The organism is Achromobacter aloeverae, from assembly GCF_004121055.1.
GTDB classification, from domain to species: domain Bacteria; phylum Pseudomonadota; class Gammaproteobacteria; order Burkholderiales; family Burkholderiaceae_B; genus Bordetella_C; species Bordetella_C aloeverae.
Genome location: NZ_PYAL01000002.1, coordinates 875,196 through 891,044 on the forward strand (window position 1 = coordinate 875,196; position 15,849 = coordinate 891,044).

At 62.9% G+C, this 15,849-nt stretch carries 12 protein-coding genes; 4 read left to right on the forward strand and 8 right to left on the reverse strand.

All coding sequences use genetic code 11. The features are described 5' to 3' along the window. Positions 1-131: 131 nt before the first annotated feature. The 4 genes from C7R54_RS10765 to C7R54_RS10780 all read left to right on the forward strand — a co-directional run bounded on the left by C7R54_RS10765 (position 132) and on the right by C7R54_RS10780 (position 5,599). Positions 132-1,214: a DNA-binding protein gene (locus C7R54_RS10765; RefSeq protein ID WP_129150265.1), complete on the forward strand. Its 1,083-nt coding sequence runs from the start codon at positions 132-134 to the stop codon at positions 1,212-1,214. A gap of 156 nt (positions 1,215-1,370) precedes the next feature. Beyond that, positions 1,371-2,972: a GMC family oxidoreductase gene (locus C7R54_RS10770; protein WP_129150267.1), complete on the forward strand. Its 1,602-nt coding sequence runs from the start codon at positions 1,371-1,373 to the stop codon at positions 2,970-2,972. A 38-nt stretch (positions 2,973-3,010) separates the two neighbouring features. Further along, positions 3,011-4,468, forward strand: a complete 1,458-nt coding sequence (locus C7R54_RS10775; protein WP_129150269.1) for an aldehyde dehydrogenase family protein — start codon at positions 3,011-3,013, stop codon at positions 4,466-4,468. Between the two features lie 123 nt (positions 4,469-4,591). Beyond that, positions 4,592-5,599 (forward strand): Bug family tripartite tricarboxylate transporter substrate binding protein, encoded by a 1,008-nt coding sequence (locus C7R54_RS10780; RefSeq protein ID WP_129150271.1) that lies wholly within the window; start codon positions 4,592-4,594, stop codon positions 5,597-5,599. Positions 5,600-5,646: 47 nt separating this feature from the next. Here C7R54_RS10780 and C7R54_RS10785 read toward each other — a convergent pair whose 3' ends face one another. The 8 genes from C7R54_RS10785 to C7R54_RS10820 all read right to left on the reverse strand — a co-directional run bounded on the left by C7R54_RS10785 (position 5,647) and on the right by C7R54_RS10820 (position 15,568). Beyond that, on the reverse strand, positions 5,647-6,549 hold the full coding sequence (locus tag C7R54_RS10785) for a LysR family transcriptional regulator (RefSeq protein ID WP_129150273.1): 903 nt from the start codon (positions 6,547-6,549) through the stop codon (positions 5,647-5,649). Positions 6,550-6,573: 24 nt separating this feature from the next. Next, entirely contained in the window at positions 6,574-7,686 is a 1,113-nt protein-coding gene (locus tag C7R54_RS10790; protein WP_129150275.1) for an asparaginase, read from the reverse strand. Beyond that, positions 7,673-8,605, reverse strand: coding sequence for a LysR family transcriptional regulator (locus C7R54_RS10795; protein ID WP_129150277.1), 933 nt, complete (start codon positions 8,603-8,605; stop codon positions 7,673-7,675). The genes C7R54_RS10790 and C7R54_RS10795 overlap by 14 nt, the downstream gene beginning before the upstream one ends. A 137-nt stretch (positions 8,606-8,742) precedes the next feature. Continuing rightward, positions 8,743-10,239, reverse strand: coding sequence for a M81 family metallopeptidase (locus C7R54_RS10800; RefSeq protein WP_129150279.1), 1,497 nt, complete (start codon positions 10,237-10,239; stop codon positions 8,743-8,745). Positions 10,240-10,305: 66 nt separating this feature from the next. Beyond that, positions 10,306-11,898 carry an ABC transporter substrate-binding protein gene (locus tag C7R54_RS10805; protein ID WP_129150281.1) on the reverse strand — a complete coding sequence of 531 codons (1,593 nt, stop codon included), beginning with the start codon at positions 11,896-11,898 and terminating at the stop codon, positions 10,306-10,308. A 36-nt stretch (positions 11,899-11,934) separates the two neighbouring features. After that, entirely contained in the window at positions 11,935-13,791 is a 1,857-nt protein-coding gene (locus C7R54_RS10810) for an ABC transporter ATP-binding protein (protein WP_129150283.1), read from the reverse strand. Beyond that, a complete protein-coding gene (locus tag C7R54_RS10815; protein WP_129150285.1) occupies positions 13,788-14,627 on the reverse strand; it encodes an ABC transporter permease in 840 nt (279 codons plus the stop codon). Before C7R54_RS10815 ends, C7R54_RS10810 begins: the two co-directional genes overlap by 4 nt. Further along, positions 14,627-15,568 carry an ABC transporter permease gene (locus tag C7R54_RS10820; protein ID WP_129150287.1) on the reverse strand — a complete coding sequence of 314 codons (942 nt, stop codon included), beginning with the start codon at positions 15,566-15,568 and terminating at the stop codon, positions 14,627-14,629. The genes C7R54_RS10815 and C7R54_RS10820 overlap by 1 nt, the downstream gene beginning before the upstream one ends. Positions 15,569-15,849: the final 281 nt, after the last annotated feature.

The following is a 15,849-nucleotide window of genomic DNA, read 5'->3' on the forward strand; positions in this document are numbered from 1 at the left end:
TCAAATGTATTGAATAATACATTATCCTCAGATAAGGTCGGATAACTTTTAATTATCCAGCCTAGATATCCGGGATCGCTGGCGGCGGCATCGCTGCCAGCGCACAGCGACACAGACGGGAGAACGAATCCATGGCCACCGGTGTGCAGGCGTCGGACGTATGGGCCGCAGCGGATGCGCTGTTGCAGGCGGGCGAGCAGCCGACGATAGAACGGGTGCGTCTGCATTTGGGACGCGGTTCGCCCAACACGGTCGGGCCGCATCTCAAAGCGTGGTTTCGCGGGTTGAGCGACCGGCTGGTTGGCGGGCAGGGGCGGTCCACGGAGATTCCCGAGGCCGTGACGCGCGCGGTAAGTCAGGTATGGGAACAAGCCTTGGCCGCGGCACGCGAGGAATGGGCGATCGTCGCGGCACGGGAACGCGAGGAGCTGGCGCGCGCCAGGGAGCAGGTCGCCGCGGACCAGGCGGCTCTCGCGCAGGAGCAAGTCCGTTTGCGCATCCGGGAAGGAGACCTGGAGGCCGCCGCGCATGCCGCGCGCGCCCAGGCCGCGGCCGCCGAGGAACGCCTGCGCGGCGTCGAGCGTCAGGCACGCGAGGACGCGAATGCCATCAAGGCGCTCAATCAGCGCCTGGCCGCTGCGCAGGAGCAGGTCGCCGCCGGCCAGCAAGCCTTGCGCGAGGCGCAGGCCGCGGGCCGGGAAGCCTTGGCAGCCAGCGAGGCGCGCCACTCGGTCCATGAAAAACGTTGGCTGGGCGAGATCGACGCGCAGCGCCAGGCGCTGAAGAAGGTACAAGACGACCTGGACCGCTCACGCAAGGCCGCGGAAGCCGCGGCCACGCAATTCCAGGCACAAGTGTCCGAACTCCAGGCCCAGGCGACCCAGCTCCAGGCGCAGGGAGCGGCGCTCCAAGCGCAACTGGCGCAAGCACGCCTGGAGCACGATGCCCAGGCCCGCCGCGCGACGGCCGCCGAAGCGCAAGCCGAAACCCTGGCCGCGCGCATGGCGTCCGCCGCCGAGGCAGCCGATGCCGCGCGCGCCCAGGCCGAGCAGTCGTCCCACCAGTTGATCGCCCAGAACGAAACGCTGCGGGAACAACTGTCGGCAAAGGACCGCCAGATCGAGCTGTTGATGCAGGTGGCCGCGCGGGTAACGCCGCCCGCCAGTCGAGGCCAGGATGGCGGCAAGCCCGCGAAACCGACTGCGCGTAAGTGAGGGGTTATGGAGGATCAGGGGGAGGTTAGGGGGGATGATGTGCAATAGATAAAAAAAACAAACATATATGCATATGAAATTATTAATTGTTTGAATGAATTCCTGCACGTAGCCTAGGCGGACTTTGGTTCCGTCCAGAAGCAACATGCAGGGAAAATGAACGAATACGTAGATTACATAATCGTCGGGTCCGGCCCAGCCGGCTCGGTCATCGCGAAGAGGCTCAGCGAGAAAACCCGCCGCAGTGTCTGCGTGCTCGAAGCCGGTTGCGAGGATAAAGACTTTTTCATTCGCGTACCCGCCGGATTCGTGAAGACGCTCTACGGCGGCAAGATCACCTGGAACTACGAGACCGAACCCACGCCTGCCACCCACAACCGCAGGATCGCGATGCCTCAAGGCCGCGTGGTGGGAGGATCGAGTTCCGTCAACGGCCTGGTGTACTCGCGCGGCCAGCGCGAGGATTTCGACGATTGGGAGGAGATGGGTAATCCCGGCTGGGGCTATGCCGACGTCTTGCCCTACTTCAAGCGATCCGAGCGCCGCATCGGCCCAGGCGACCCCGCATTTCGCGGCGTGACGGGCGAGTTGCCCATTACCGATCCCGATTGGACTTCGCCCCTATGCGACGCCTTTATCCGGGGTTGCGCCGAATTCGGGATCCCCGAAAACCCCGACTATAACGGCGCGGAACAGTTGGGCGTGGGCTACTTCCAGCGCTACATCTACAAGAGCAAGCGCGTCAACTGTTCCGATGCCTTCCTGCGGCCGGCGCTGAAGACGGGGCGGGTCCGGCTGAAGACGGATGCCGTGGTGACGGAGGTCCTCTTCGAGGGCCAGCGCGCGGTCGGCGTCAAATACGTTCGCGATGGGGCGATGCACACCCTCTATGCTAACTGCGAGGTGATCCTCAGCGCGGGGGCGGTCAATTCGCCGAAGATCTTGCAGTTGTCCGGCATCGGGCCGGCGGAACTGCTATCGCGGCATGGCATTGCCGTGAAGCATGCCATGGCGGGCGTGGGGGCGAACTTCCGCGACCATTACACCGTGCGCTCCATCTCCCGCGCAAGATCGGTGACCACCTTGAACGAGTTGTCCAAAGGCTGGCGCCTGGGCAGGGAGGTATTCAACTGGCTCCTGCGCAAGCCGAGCATCCTGAGCTTGAGCCCCTCGATGGTGCATGTCTTCTGGAAGACGCGCTATAGCGCGCAACGTGGCGATATCCAGATTCTTTTCACGCCGGCGAGCTACAAGCCCGGCAGCAACTATGTGCTCGATGACCTGCCAGGCATGAGCACCGGCGCGCGGCAGCAGCGGCCGGAGAGTAGCGGCTACGTCCATATCCAATCGAAGGACCCGCTCGCCGCGCCGCGCGTGCAACCGAACTTCCTCGAGCACGAACTCGATCAACGCACCATCGTCGAAGCGTTGAAGCTCGCTCGCCGGCTCATGGCTTCGTCCGCCATGGCGCCCTACCTGGACCATGAACTGCAGCCGGGCCGGGACGTCGCCAGCGACGACGAATGGCTGGACTACGCCAGGCAGAAGGGCACTACCGGCTATCACATGGTCGGCACTTGCAAAATGGGCCGTGGCGATGACCCGATGGCAGTGGTGGACGCGAAACTGCGCGTCCACGGCCTGAATAATCTGCGCGTCGCGGACGCGTCGATCATGCCTCAGGTTCCTTCGGCCAATACGTTGGCCGCCAGCCTGATGATCGGGGAGAAAGCAGCGGACATGATTCTCGCCGCCTAGACCCGATGCAAAACAATTCAATCCACTGGAGATAATTCATGACGCCTTCCGCCTCCCCGGTCCTCCAATCCGTATCGATGCTGAGCCTTATCGCCGGTCAGCGAGTAAGCAGCGGCGCTACATTCACGGTCCATGATCGTTACTCCGGCGCGGAGATTGCGCGCGTCGACCAGACTTCTCAGGCGAACATCAAGGAAGCCGTTGTCAAGGCCCGGCAGAACCTGCGGAAAGTGCCGGATGGCTACGAGCGCTCGCGCATCCTGCGCAGGGCGGCGGAGATCATCCAATCCCGCAAGCAGGAATTCGTCGACGTCATGGCCCTGGAAGCCGGGTTCACCGCTGCCGAATCGTCCAATGAAATCGCTCGGGGATTGGACACGCTAGAGATATCCTCGGAGGAAGCCAAGCGCATATGCGGTGAGATGATTCCCATGGACGGCAATCCCGGCCAGAAGGACCGCGTCGCCTTCACCTTGCGTACGCCGGTAGGGATCGTTTGCGCGATCACGCCGTTCAACGCACCGTTCAACGCGCTGCTGCACAAGGTCGCACCGGCCGTGGCCGCTGGCAATGCCGTCATCGTAAAGCCTTCGGGATACACCCCGCTGACCGCGAGCCTGATTTGCGACGTGTTGCTCGAAGCCGGCTGGCCGCCTGAACTCCTGTCGCTTATCCAGGGCGAAGGGGCCGAGGCCGGCGAATGGCTGCTCGACGAGAAGGACATCGACTTCTATACGTTCACCGGCAGCACGCGCGTGGGCCGCATCATTCAGCAGAAGGCCGGCGCAAGGCGCACGCAATTGGAATTGGGAAGCATCGCCTGCACCATCATTTGCGCCGACGCGGATCTCGACCTCGCGCTGCCTCGTATTCTGCGTGCGACATTCCGCAAGGCAGGCCAGGTCTGCACCTCGATCCAACGATTATATGTGGCGGCGGCTCGCATTGACGAGGTGAGCGCCCGGCTGGAACAGGCAACGCGCGCGCTCAAGAGCGGTAATCCCCGCCAGGCCGGCGTCGACGTTGGCCCCATGATCGCAGAGAGAGAGGCAGTGCGGGCGGAATCGTGGGTGAAGGAAGCCGTGTCCATGGGAGCCCGTGTCGTCACGGGCGGCGGCCGTAGCGGGTCCGTGCTGGAACCGACGATCCTGGCCAATGTCCGGGAAGGCATGAAAGTGATGGACCAGGAGATTTTCGCACCTGTCGTCACCCTTATTCCCTTTGACGATATCGACGCCGTCATTGCGAGCATCAACGCAACGCCCTACGGCCTGGCTGCCGGCGTATTCACCAATGACGTCAATACGGCATTCCACATGGCGCGCGAACTGCGCGTGGGCGGCCTGCACATCAACGAGACGTCCAGCTCCAGGAATGACGGGATGCCTTATGGCGGTCTCAAGGACAGCGGCTATGGATTCGAAGGGCCGAAATATCTGATCCGCGATATGACGGACGAGAAGGTCGTGACCTTCTCGTTGCAGCGTCCCCACTGATAGGGCGCCGGCGGCCGGCGTAACCATGCCGCGCCGCGCGCCTTGGCAATCGAGGCCTTCGAAAGGCTTGCTGCACCGCCTCGGCAAGAGGCGGATTTTCACTAAAAACTCTTGGAGACAAATATGCACCAACGGGGCATACGTTTGCGCGTCCCCGCGCGCCTTCTGCGCGCGGCCGCCGCCACGCTGTCAATCTTCGCGGCCACCGCCGCCCATGCCGGAACCTACCCTGAACGTCCTATCAGCCTGGTGGTGCCGTATACCGCCGGCGGAGCGACCGACGTCCTTGCCCGCGCCGTGGCCGATAATCTGGCAAAGGAACTGAAGCAGCCGATCGTCGTCGAGAACTACCCCGGCGCCGGCGGGACGATCGGGCAATCGCGTGTCGCCCGGGGCGCCGCCGACGGCTATACCCTGCTGTTCGGGAATGTCGGCACGCTCGCCGCCAATGCGTCGGTATATAAAAACCTGCCTTACGACGTCCTCAAGGACTTCACCCCGCTCGCTTCCGTCGGCGACGCGCCGCAAGTCCTGTCGGTGCGCGCGAATTTCCCGGCGACGAATTTCGAAGAATTCGTCGCCTACGCGAAGGCAAACTCCGACAAGATGAACTTTGGGGATGCGGGCGTTGGATCGGGCGCATTCCTGGGCGGCATGTTGCTGAACGCCACCCTTGGCATAAACGTGATGCCCGTGCATTACCGGGGCGCGGCGCAGGCCACTTCCGACGTCATGGCCGGGCAGATCGACTACACGGTGGAAAGCAGCAGTACCGCGGTCGGTTCGATTTCGACCGGGAAGGTCCGTGGACTGGTGGTGCTGTCCAAGGAGCGGGTGAGCGTTCTGCCCGACGTTCCCGCAGCCGGCGAGACCTCGTACAAGGCGCTGAATTATGCGATCTGGAACATGATGCTGGTCAAGAAGGGCGTTCCCGACGATGTGGTCGTCAAACTTAACGCGGCGATCAATAAGACGTTGGCGCGACCTGAGCTGCAGGAGCGCTACAAGCAAATGGGCGTGACGGTTCCCGGTGCGCACCAGCGTAGCCTGGCTGGCTCCCAGCAGTTCCTGGCTGACGAAGTCTCGCGATGGCACACCTTGCTCGGAGAGGCAGGCGTGAAGCCGGAATAGGAAAGAACAGGGAGGGGCGCCGTGGCGCCTTTTCCTCGATCCCAGGTTCAATTGAACGTCGAAACATTCCTCGCGATATTCACGAGCTTTCGTATGACCGTCTGGCTCTGGTCCATTCCCCAGGCCGCATTGAAGGAAATGCGGGGGAAGGCCGGGGCGTCCTTGAGCAGGACCAGCTCACCACGTTCGAGTTCCGACTTGATGAGCGGGTAGGACATCAAGCCGACTCCGGTGCCGCTGCATAGCAGCTGCTTCAGCGTCAGTATATTGCCGCAGATATCGACCTTGATTCGAAGGTTATGGTCCTTGATGACTTTCATCAACGCCGGATATAGCGGCGACTCCTTGGATAATGACCATACGGGCCGGCTGCGGAGCGACTCCAGCCAATGCTCTCCGGAATGTTCGCCGACCTGGCCGACCAGTGCCGGGGCGCCTACCAGGACCACGTCGACGATCCCGATCGGCTCCACATGGAAACGGTCCGATGTCAATGAAGGCGTAGCCATGAAGACCAGATCGAGATGTCCTGCCTCCAGCTTGCTGACGCTGAGCGACGTTTGTCCCACTTCGACCTCGAAACTGAGTTGAGGCATGGCGGCGCGTGCGGCCGCGATGAAGTCGGGGAACCAGGTCTGTCCGACCAGGCTGGCGATACCCAGGCAGATCAGGCCGGAGGCATGCGTTGCGTCATCCAGGGAATAAATGACATCGTCGATCGCGGCAAGCAGGGGCTTGATTTGTTGTACCAGCTCCCGTCCTTGCGTGGTCAAGTCCATCTTGCGGCCGCGCTTGTGAAACACGGGGAATCCCAGGCGGCCCTCCAGTTCGCGCATGCGGACCGATATGGTGGGCTGGGTGGTGTACATGTGGTCCGCGGCCGCCTGGAAGCTTCCCAACTGGGCAATGTTGCACAACGTCTGCAGATGCACGATGTTGATCTTTGGCATTTCTCGATGAGTCGAAAATTGGGTTCACGCCCGAAAGCAGCGACGGATTTCGTCGATCGACGCCCCCGCGGCAATGGCAAGCGATAGCAGCCAGCGTGCCTTGCCGGCCGTGTACACGCCAGCGCCGATACCCTCGGGCTTCTCGGCGACGATGCCGTTATTGGTCCGCGATGCTCGAATCACCGGAAAGCCCTGTTGATCCAATTCCCGGATGCGCTGCTTCGTACTGGTCCTGACCGAACCATGTCCTGACGCATCGATGACCAGGCCTTTGGCGCCGCCGGCGATTGCCGCGTCGATGAGGGCGTCATCCGCGTCCTGGTGCATGTAGAGGATGGGGACCTTGGGCAGGCTTTCCATTGCGCTGATATCGAAGTGGGGCTTGCCGATGGGCGTCGCGGGGGTGTACCAGAAGCGCGGGCGGGCGTTGATGTAGGTGCCCAGGTACCCTTGCTCATACGCATGGAAGGTATCGAGCGCGGTGGTATGGGTCTTGTTGATGTAGAACGCGGAACCTATCCGGTCGTTGAGCGTAAGCAAGGTGCCGCGGCCAACCGCCTCATCGGAAGCCGCCAGCGCAACGGCTTGCAGCAGGTTGCCGGGGCCGTCGGCACTGATCGCGGATGCGGGCCGCATTGCGCCGACGAACACCACCGGCTTCGTGGTCCGCACCGTGAGATCGATGAAGAACGCCGATTCAGCAAGGGTATCCGTGCCGTGTGTCACGACGACGCCTTTCACCCGCGGGTCATCGAGCTTGGCGGAGATGGCCTTGGCCAGCTTGAGCAATACCTCGGCCCCGACGTCCGAACTCGGTACGTTGGCGATCTGCTCGCCGCTGACTTCCGCGATCTCCGCCAGTTCCGGGACGGCCGCGATCAGGTCCCGGGCGCCGATGGATCCTATCTTGTAGTCCGTGGTGTTGGTGCGGTTGTCGGCGCGGCCGGCTATGGTGCCGCCGACGGCAAAGAGCGCAACGCGGGGCAGCGGTTGGCGGGTTTCAAAAGGTTTGACGCTCATGGGGCTATGAACCTCGAAAAATTGCGTACCTGAGGAGCGGCCTCGAAACCGCCACGGCACAAAGTTATCCGACATGGATAGTCCGTCGAGGGCCGGGTCGCGTTCAAGTGCGCTCATCCGGCGCAACCCAGGGCGGCCCGACTTCTTCCTCGATATGCTGGATGATCATCGCCAGGAAGCGCCGCGCGCTGACAGGAAGCTCGCGACCCTCCATCGTAATGATCTGCAGGTGACGCTGGTGCAGCTGGGCGTCGGCGATAGGCAAGGCGACCAGGCCGTGGTGCTTGAGAACGGACGTCGCCGTCAGCTCCCCGAAGAAAACCACGGCATTTTCCCGCACCAGGCAGAAGTTCTGCAGGGCGGTGACGTTGTTGCTCACGAACGCGGTCGTGAGCGCGACGTTCTTCTGCATGCAGCACAGATCCACGATTGCCCTTATCGTCGTGCCCTGGCTCATATGTCCCACCGGATACGAGGCGATGTCCTTCAGCGAGACCGAGTCCCTGGCCGTCAGCGGGTGCCCCTGCTTGACCAGCGCCAGCACGCGCATGCGGCGCGTGTACTGCAGGTTGACATCCACGGCGGGCTTGAGGCTGTAGTACAGGCCGATGTCGTCCTCGCCGTCCTGGACGCGCCGATGAATTTCGCTGGCGCGAAGCAGCGTCAGGTTGAAAGTGACTTCAGGCGTGGCGTTTTGAAAGCGCGCCATCAGCGTCGGCAGCAGTTCCATCCCGAACGCCTGGTTGGCTGAAATGCGTATGAGCCGCTGGCCGACCTTGCGCAGATCGCCTATATCCGTGCGGGCGAGTTCCGCTTCGAGCTGGCTGCGTTTTGCGCTGGTGGCGAGAATTTCACCGGCCTCGGTCAGGACCATGCCGCGGCCATGGCGCTCGAACAGGGCAATGTCGTATTCGTCCTCGATCTTGCGGATCATGCGGCTTACGGCCGACGGCGCGACATGCAGCCGCAATGCGGCGCCGGTCAAGGAGCCCGCGTTGACCACCTCCAGGAAATAGCGGAAGGCTGTGTTCAGCATAGGACGAATGGCGAAGACCGCCGTGGCGTATGGGACATAGCGGCAAAGTATACGGGTGAACAAGGGCGCCCCACGCCGGCCGCAATCGGTTGGCGTGGGGCCAGGCCATGGTTCTACCCGGGCGCCCGCCGGTGTCGCTAGAGCACTTCGCCGTCGAACGCCGGGTTCCCGTAGGGGTAGTAGTCCGTCAACTTGAGATGCTTGTAGTTCAGCCCATCCAGGCGAACCGTCCCGACAAATGGTTGCGAGGGCTCAACAATGAGGATGGTGGGCGAATATCCGCTGTCGTCGAAGCCGCGCCGGAAGTGGACCCGCGATTTGATGGCCACCACATCGAAATCTTCGGGCGCCAGGCCGAGCGCCCAAAGGTCCGTCGGTTCCTGGATCTGGACCAGGTAGGGGCTGAGAATCAGGACATTGCCCTCGCCGAAGGCGATCAAATACCAATTCTGGGCCCTGAAGCGTCCCGCGGTGGCCTGCTGAACCCGCAGGATCTTGCCCGTGACGCGTACCGCCGGGCCGGCCGATTCATCGACGAGGCCACCGACTTCCATATCAAAGTCGTCGCCGGCCTTGGCGCCGGCCTGCTCGAGCGCCTGGACCTGCCGCGCGGACGCAAGCGTGGCGACCAGTGTGCGCTTGAGGTTCTGGGCAAGGATCTCCGCCAGCAGCCACGTCGCATAGCCTGACCGGTCGCTGGAATCCGCCAGGACCACGGGCCCCTTGCCCTCGGCGACGGCCTCGGCCGCCAGGCGGACGCCGGATGCCATGTCGTGGATCCTGGTGGTATTCAGTAGCGCGTGCCGCTTGCGCCAGGCCCAGTTCGCCATGTCCTGGGCGACGGACTTGGCGAGGGCGGGCTTGCCATTGGTGAGGACCTGGATGGTCATGCCGGCGTCGGGCACGTCGGCCCAGGGAAAGCCGAAAAAGACATTGACGTACACGTCCGGCTCGCGCGCCTCCCAGGTCAGCGCACGCTGGACCAGGTCGGACCAGGGCGACGCACCGGTCCACATCAGGACCGTGGGCGCAATGATGGGAATGCGGATGACGGCGTTGGTGGGGACGAAATCCTTGCGGATCGCGCGCACCAGCATGCGCGCTGCCCGCTCGCCCTGTAGATGCATGTCGTAGTGCGGAAAATACTTCACGCAGAACGCCATGTTGGCGCTTTTCAGGAATTGCTCGTCCTCATTGCCATGCGGGTCGAATGTGCCGCTGATGTATGCCGATTCGCCGATCACTGCGCGCACGCGACGCGCGATCTCCGCTTCCGGGCGGGGCACGCCGCGTACGGCGGCGGCCCCGTGCAAGGCGAGAAATGCGCCGTCGAACGGACCCTGTTCGGCCAGCTCCTTCACCATGATGCCGATGAAGTGCTCGAAAGCCTCCTCGGTAATCCAGCCCGAGCCGGTCCCGGTCTTGGGAAAGAGGGGCGACGTTATCCCGACCAGCTCCACGTCGGCATACTCGCGTGCCACCTGGACGAAGCCTCCCATGTAGCCTTTCGGATCGGTTTGCAGCAGGGCTTCCCCTGTCGCGGGGGAACCCACGTAGGTAAAGTCGTCCAGCGTGGTGTCGTTGGGAAGGAAGGTCACCGTTTCGTGGGTGAACTGCAGTACTGCGATGCGCATTTTTTCTGCTCCAGCGGTATGTGATGCTGTTCTTGTGTCCCAGGGTGCAGGACGGTGGTGTCGAGTTCAGGCCTGGCGCAGGTTGTAGAAAAGCGGCATGTAGGGTTCGAAGTTTTTCCATTGCGAGCGCAATGCGGAAACCTGGTAGGTGGCGCCCAGTGGGATGTAGGGGACGTCGATGAACACCTGCTCCTGGATTTGCGCGCAGATCTTTTTCTGCGTATCGAGGTCCGGCGCCTTGAACCACTGGTTGCGGAGTTCTTCCAGCTTGGGGCTGTCCGGCCAGCCGAACCACGCGTCCTTGCCGTTGCCGCGCAGCGCAAGGTGACCGGCGGGATCCAGGTTGTTCATGCCGCTCAACCCGGTGAAAGCGACGCTCCAGCCGCCTTCTTGCGGAGAGGCCTGGCTATTGCGCCGCTGGACGGCGGTGCCCCAGTCGACGGCTTGCAGGTCGACATTGAAGCCCAGCTTCTTGAACAGGTCGGCGGTAACCAGCGCGGACGCATGGTGCGAGGGAAAGTCCACGGGATCCAGCAGGACGACGCGCTCGCCGTTGTATCCGGCCTTCTTGATCGCGGCCTTTGCCGCGGCAATGTCTCGCTTGCCGGTCAGCTTCTCCATGCCGTTGCGGCTGTCCATCGGGCACCCGGGCACGAAGACCCCGCATTTGTCGTTCCAGTATTCCGGGAAGGAAGAGCCGTTTGCCGCCGTCATGTACTCTGTCTGGTTCACGACCGACAGCACCGCCCGTCGTATGTCGGCGTTGTTGAAAGGCGGGAAAAGCTGGTTGAAACGCATGATATTGATGCCTGGCAGCGCGATCTTGACCAGGTGTATGTCAGGCATCTCCTTCAGCATGCCCAGGAAGTCGTTGTTGATGCGCTCCACGCCATCCACTTCGCCCGCCTGCAAGGCGGCGATTGCCGTGGCGCCGTCGGGAATGATGTTCCACTCGACGCCGGGCACATGGGCGATCTTGGGGCCGGCGCCGAAGCTGGATGGCGTATCGGCAGGACGTGGCACATAGCCCTCGAAGCGTTCGTAGATCACCTTGGAGCCGGAGATCCACTTTGCCGGCACGAAACGGAACGGCCCGCTGCCTATCATTTCCTTGACAGCCTGGTTCGGGGGCGTCTTCGCCAGGCGTTCGGGCATGATGGCCGCCATGTTGGTCGTCTGGCGGCCCAGTGCGTGAAGGATGAGAGGGAAGGGCTCGGACAGGGTAATGCGCAGCGTATGGTCGTCAATGGCCTCGATGGATTTCGTTGCCTGCAGCAGCGAACGGCCCATCAAGTCCCGGTCGCCCCAACGCTTGATGCTGGCCACGACATCGGCTGCGCGCACCGGGGACCCGTCATGAAACCCGAGGCCCTGGCGCAACTTGATGGTCCAGACCAGTTTGTCGTCGCTGACCGTGTGGCCTTCCGCCATCTGCGGGTGAGGCTCGAGTTTTTCATCCAGGCCGTAGAGCGTGTCGAAAACCAGCTGCGCGTGGTTCTGGGTCACCTGCGCCGTCGTGAAAATCGGATCGAGCAGGGCGAGATCGGCCTGTGGCACCCACTTGAAGTTGCGCGGCTTGGGCTGGGCGAAGGCGGAGAAGGGGAGCGTCTGGGCGACGGCCAGGGCGAGCGGCGTCAGGAGAAAACTTCTGCGGTTCATGCCGGATTTCCTTGTACTGTTGTGGGGCCGGGCCGATCAAGCGCCGACCTTATGGTGGGCAACGAAGTGCCCGGGACCGACCTTGACCAAGGGCGCGATGTCCGGGCGGTAGCCGATAGGACGAACGGGGCTGGGGATCTCGGAGACTTCCAGGGTTCTTGTCCGCCGTTGCGTTGGATCGGCTATGGGTACTGCCTGCATGAGCTTGCGGGTATAAGGGTGCTGCGGGTTCTCGAAAATGCTCTGGCGCGGGCCGATTTCCACGATCTGGCCCAGATACATCACCGCGACGCGGTGGCTGATGCGCTCCACCACCGCCATGTCGTGCGATATGAAGAGATAGGCCATCCCGAACTCCTGCTGCAGATCGATAAGCAGGTTGACGATCTGGGCCTGGATGGAGACGTCCAGCGCGGACACGGACTCGTCGGCGATCAGCACCTTGGGATTTACCGACAAGGCGCGCGCGATGCAGATGCGTTGGCGTTGGCCGCCGGAAAACTCATGGGGCCAACGGTCGGCCATCGCGGCGCTCAGTCCGACACGTTCCAGCAGCGCCGCCACCCGGCGGTCTGCCTCTTGTCCCTGCGCAATGCCGTGGATCAGCATCGGTTCCTTGATGCTTGCGCCGATGCGCATGCGAGGATTCAGGGACGCAAAGGGATCCTGGAAGATGAACTGCATGTTGCGGCGCAGGTGCGTCAAGGACGCGGGGTCCTTGCCGTCTATGCGGTGGCCGTCGAATTCGACGGTGCCGGAAAGCGGTTTTGCCAGCCGCATGAGCGAGCGACCTGTCGTCGTCTTGCCGCAGCCGGATTCGCCGACCAGCGCTAGTGTTTCGCCTGCCTTGAGTTCGAAGCTCAGGTGCTCGACGGCGTGTACCCGCTTGCGTACGCGCGCCAGGAAGCCACCTCGGACGTCAAAGCGCGTTACCAGGTCCTTGACCCGCAGGATGATGCGCCCGTCGCCTTTGGACGCCGAGTCTTGCGTCTTCCTGCCAGTGGTGGGGGCGGCGCCCTTATCCAGAAGCGCGAAATGCGCCGGGGCCGCGGTTCCGCGCATATCCCCCAGGCGCGGCACGGCGGCCAGCAGCGCCCGCGTGTAGGGATGGACAGGGTGGGCGAACAAGGGCTCGACGGCGTTCTCTTCGACGACTTCGCCGTGGCGCATCACCATGACGCGGTCGGCGACCTCGGCGACGACGCCCATGTCATGGGTGATGAAGATGACCGCCATGTCCATCTCTTTCTGCAACTCGCGGATCAGCTGCAGGATCTGGGCCTGGATGGTGACGTCCAGCGCGGTGGTCGGTTCGTCGGCGATGAGCAGCGACGGTCTGCAGGACAGGGCCATGGCGATCATGACGCGCTGGCGCATGCCCCCGGACAATTCGTGGGGATAGCGTTCAAGGATGCCGCGCGCGTCCGGGATCCGCACCTGGTCCAGGATGTGGCGGGCGCTTTCCAACGTCGTGCGCGCGTCGCTCTTCTGGTGCAGGCGGATGGCCTCCGTGATCTGCTGGCCTACCGTCAGGACGGGATTCAGCGACGTCATGGGCTCCTGGAAGATCATCGCGATCTCGCTGCCGCGTATGGATCGCATCTCGCTTTCGGACAGCTTGAGCAAATCGACGGCGCCCTTGGTGCGCTGGAATTCGATGGCGCCGGCGGCGACCCGGCCGCCGCCGAATTCCACCAGGCGCATTGTGGTCAGGGACGTGACCGATTTTCCGGAGCCCGACTCGCCGACGATGGCGAGCGTCTCGCCACGATCGACGTGCAGGCTGAGTCCCCGCACGGCGTGGACCGGTTTCTGGATGCTGCCGAAATCGACGGACAGGCGGTCTATCGTCAGGACCCGTTTTCCCGGGGCATGCGTGTTCAAGGGGTTCATTCGCCGGACCTCCGGTTCATGCGAGGATCGATCGCGTCGCGCAGGCCGTCGCCCAGCATATTGATGGCAAGGATGGTGATCGACAGGAACAGCGCGGGGAACGCGATGAGGTAAGGCTTGACCTGCCAGAGCGCCCGTCCTTCCGCCATGATGTTCCCCCAGGAGGGGACCGAGGGCGGCACGCCGGCGCCTATGAAGGACAGGCTCGCTTCGGCCAGGATCGCGACACCGCAGATATACGTGGCCTGGACGGTGAGCGCCGCGATGGTGTTGGGAAAAATATGCTTGCACACGATGCGCAAGGTGCTGGCGCCGGAGGATTGCGCCGCTTCCACGTAAGGTTGTTCCCTTAACGTGAGGACCAGGCCCCGTATCAGGCGGACCACGCGCGGGATTTCGGCGACCGTGATGGCGAGGATGACGTTCTTCATGGAGGCGCTGGTCACCGATATCAGGGCGATCGCGAGCAGAATGGTCGGGATCGACATGAATCCGTCCATGATGCGCATGACGATCGTGTCCAGCCAACGTACGAATCCCGCCGCCAGGCCGATGGCCACGCCGATGGCGGTCGACAGGATGGCCACCGAGAAGCCGACGATGAGCGACACCCTGGCGCCATAGATGACGCGGGAATAGACATCGCGGCCGAGCAGGTCGGTGCCGAACCAGAATTCCGCGCCGGGGTTGCGGGTACGGTGGATGGGCGACAGCGCGGTCGGGTCGACCGTCCCCATCCAGGGAGCGAATACCGCGAGAAGGATGATGACGGCCAGAAGCAGCAGGCCGACGAGTATGGTGGGTTGCCTCTTGCAGAGGCCGGTCAGCTTGTTCATCAGTACTTGATCCTGGGGTCGAAAACGCGATAGAGAAGGTCGACAAGCAGGTTGACGATCACGTACAGGAAGCTGAAAAGAAGCACAGTTCCCTGGATGACGGGATAATCGCGCCGCAAGATCGCATCGACGACAAGACGGCCCAGGCCGGGTATGGAGAACACGGTTTCGGTGACCACGGTGCCGCTGATCAGGAGCGCGACGCCGATGCCGACGACGGTCACGATCGGCACCGCGGCATTCTTCAGCGCGTGGCGGAACAGCAGGGTCCGGTTGTCGACGCCCTTGGCGCGCGCGGTGCGGACGTAGTCTTGCGAAAGCGTTTCCAGCATCGTGGCGCGGGTGATGCGGGTGATGAGCGCGACGTAGACGCTGCCCAATGCGAGCGCGGGCAGGATGAGGGTGTGCAGGGACGCCCAGACGCCCGAGGAGAAGGGCATATAGCCCTGGACCGGGAACCAGCGCAATTGCAGGCCGAATATCCAGGCGAGCAGGTATCCGACGACGAAGGCGGGCACGGAAAATATAAAGACCGCGAACACCATAATGCCGTGGTCCTGCCAGCGGTTGTGCTTCCACGCGGCCAGCGTGCCCATGGGCACCGCGAGCACGACGGATATGATGAGCGTCATCGCCATCAACGTAAAAGTGGGCGCGATACGCTGGGCGATCATGTCGGAGACCTGCAAGCCGGTGTACAGCGACTTGCCCAGGTCGCCATGGGCGGCGGCAAGGATCCAATCGCCGAAACGGTGCAGGAAGGAGTGGTCCAGTCCCAAGGACTCGCGGATACGCGCGATGGTTTCGGGCGTCGCGTCCTCGCCCGCAAGGAGGGCGGCGGGATCGCCGGGGGCAAGGTCAAGCAGGCCGAACACAAAAAGTGCGACAAACAGCATGACCGGTAGCGTCATCAATAGACGCCTACAGGTGTAAGCGAGCATTTTCCCCTCGTGTGAGGTTGGATGCGGGCGCATGGGCCCGATTCCGTTGTTGTCGGTCCGGACAGGTCTCGCCTGCGCCGGGCGTTGGGTGAGCGGCCGCGGCAAGAGGACCGCCATCCCATCCAGTTCGAAAAATTCTAGAGATGGCGCAGCTGTACAACAATTAGAGTTTGATCAAAGAATTCTTGCCAAAATTAGAACGGATGAGGCGGCCGTTCTCGCCCATGATGGCGGACCGCGGATTTTCCCTGTGCCGCGCATGCGCGCGACGTTGGCGACCG

Bases quoted from the DNA above. Each gene is read 5' to 3' on its own strand.
- C7R54_RS10765 (WP_129150265.1), top strand. From the start codon at position 132: ATGGCCACCGGTGTGCAGGCGTCGGACGTATGGGCCGCAGCGGATGCG.
- C7R54_RS10770 (WP_129150267.1), top strand. From the start codon at position 1,371: ATGAACGAATACGTAGATTACATAATCGTCGGGTCCGGCCCAGCCGGC.
- C7R54_RS10775 (WP_129150269.1), top strand. From the start codon at position 3,011: ATGACGCCTTCCGCCTCCCCGGTCCTCCAATCCGTATCGATGCTGAGC.
- C7R54_RS10780 (WP_129150271.1), top strand. From the start codon at position 4,592: ATGCACCAACGGGGCATACGTTTGCGCGTCCCCGCGCGCCTTCTGCGC.
- C7R54_RS10785 (WP_129150273.1), bottom strand. From the start codon at position 6,549: ATGCCAAAGATCAACATCGTGCATCTGCAGACGTTGTGCAACATTGCC.
- C7R54_RS10790 (WP_129150275.1), bottom strand. From the start codon at position 7,686: ATGAGCGCACTTGAACGCGACCCGGCCCTCGACGGACTATCCATGTCG.
- C7R54_RS10795 (WP_129150277.1), bottom strand. From the start codon at position 8,605: ATGCTGAACACAGCCTTCCGCTATTTCCTGGAGGTGGTCAACGCGGGC.
- C7R54_RS10800 (WP_129150279.1), bottom strand. From the start codon at position 10,239: ATGCGCATCGCAGTACTGCAGTTCACCCACGAAACGGTGACCTTCCTT.
- C7R54_RS10805 (WP_129150281.1), bottom strand. From the start codon at position 11,898: ATGAACCGCAGAAGTTTTCTCCTGACGCCGCTCGCCCTGGCCGTCGCC.
- C7R54_RS10810 (WP_129150283.1), bottom strand. From the start codon at position 13,791: ATGAACCCCTTGAACACGCATGCCCCGGGAAAACGGGTCCTGACGATA.
- C7R54_RS10815 (WP_129150285.1), bottom strand. From the start codon at position 14,627: ATGAACAAGCTGACCGGCCTCTGCAAGAGGCAACCCACCATACTCGTC.
- C7R54_RS10820 (WP_129150287.1), bottom strand. From the start codon at position 15,568: ATGCTCGCTTACACCTGTAGGCGTCTATTGATGACGCTACCGGTCATG.